This window comes from Pilimelia anulata (assembly GCF_014647895.1).
Classification (GTDB): Bacteria; Actinomycetota; Actinomycetes; order Mycobacteriales; family Micromonosporaceae; genus Pilimelia; species Pilimelia anulata.
In genome coordinates this window covers 1-1024 of sequence record NZ_BMQB01000033.1, presented here as the reverse complement: position 1 = coordinate 1024, position 1024 = coordinate 1, and the positions used below count along the sequence as shown (strand labels likewise).

The window sequence follows — 1024 nt, the reverse complement described above, 5'->3', positions numbered from 1 at the left end:
GTGATCCTGGCTGGCCGATGTTGGTCTGGTGCCAGGTGGTCTCGTATTCGTCGGGGCTGAGGTAGCCGAGTTCGTGTTGGATGCGTCGGGTGTTGTACCAGGTGTCGATGTAGGCGAACAGTGCGTTCTCGGCTTCCTCGCGGGTGCGCCAGGTGGTGCGGTAGACGAGTTCGATCTTCAGGGTGGAGAAGAAGTTTTCCATCAGGGCGTTGTCGTAGCTGTCGCCGACGGAGCCCATCGAGGCAGCGATGCCGTGGTCGGCAAGTCGGGCGCCGAACCGGAACGCGGTGTAGGTCGATCCGCGGTCGCTGTGGTGGATTAACTCGCCGGCGCGGATGTCGCGGGACCAGATTCCGTACTCCAGGGCGCCGAGGACGAGGTTGGTGTCGCAGCGGTCGGAGGTCTTCCAGCCGACGATGCGTCGGGAGAACACATCGCGGACCGCGGCCAGCCAGAACACACCCTCGCCGCAGGGGATGCGGGTGGCGTCAGCGACCCACAACCGGTTCGGCGCCGCAGCGGTGAACTGCCGGTTGACCAGATCCGGTGCCGGCACCGCGCGCGGGTCGCGGCGGGTGGATCCACTACGCCAGCCGCGGCGCAGGACGCGCCCTGCCAGCCCCGGGCGGCCATCAGCCGTTCGACGCGCTTACGTGCAACACCAATGCCGTCGCGGCGCAGCTGCTGGTGCACCCGGTCGGCGCCGTAGGTGCCGCCCGGGGCTTGCCAGATGTCGTAGATGTTGCTCAACAGGCCGCGGTCGACCTCGTCTCGGTCGCACGGCTGCTCGACCTGGCGGACCCAGTCGTAGTAGGTCGACTCGCTGATACCCAGGACCCGAAGCAGGAGCGCGACCGCGTAGCGGCCACGGTGTTCGTCGACGAACCTCATGACCGACGCCGGGTCGGGTCGCACTCCGAGGCGAAAAACGCCGACGCGGCCTTGAGGACCTCGTTGACCCGGCGCAGCTCAGCGTTCTCCCGCCGCAACTGGCGGTTCTCCTGCGCCATGTCCGTCGTCGGCC

1 protein-coding gene and 1 pseudogene are annotated in these 1024 nt (G+C 67.7%); both read right to left on the bottom strand.

What is annotated here, in order from left to right:
• Positions 1-556, bottom strand: a 556-nt coding sequence (locus IEY94_RS23855; RefSeq protein ID WP_229784381.1) for an IS3 family transposase, incomplete at its 3' end; no start/stop codon positions are given.
• Positions 557-618: 62 nt separating this feature from the next.
• Positions 619-891 (bottom strand): annotated as a pseudogene (locus tag IEY94_RS24485) (IS3 family transposase); the annotation flags it as partial.
• Between the last annotated feature and the right edge of the window lie 133 nt (positions 892-1024).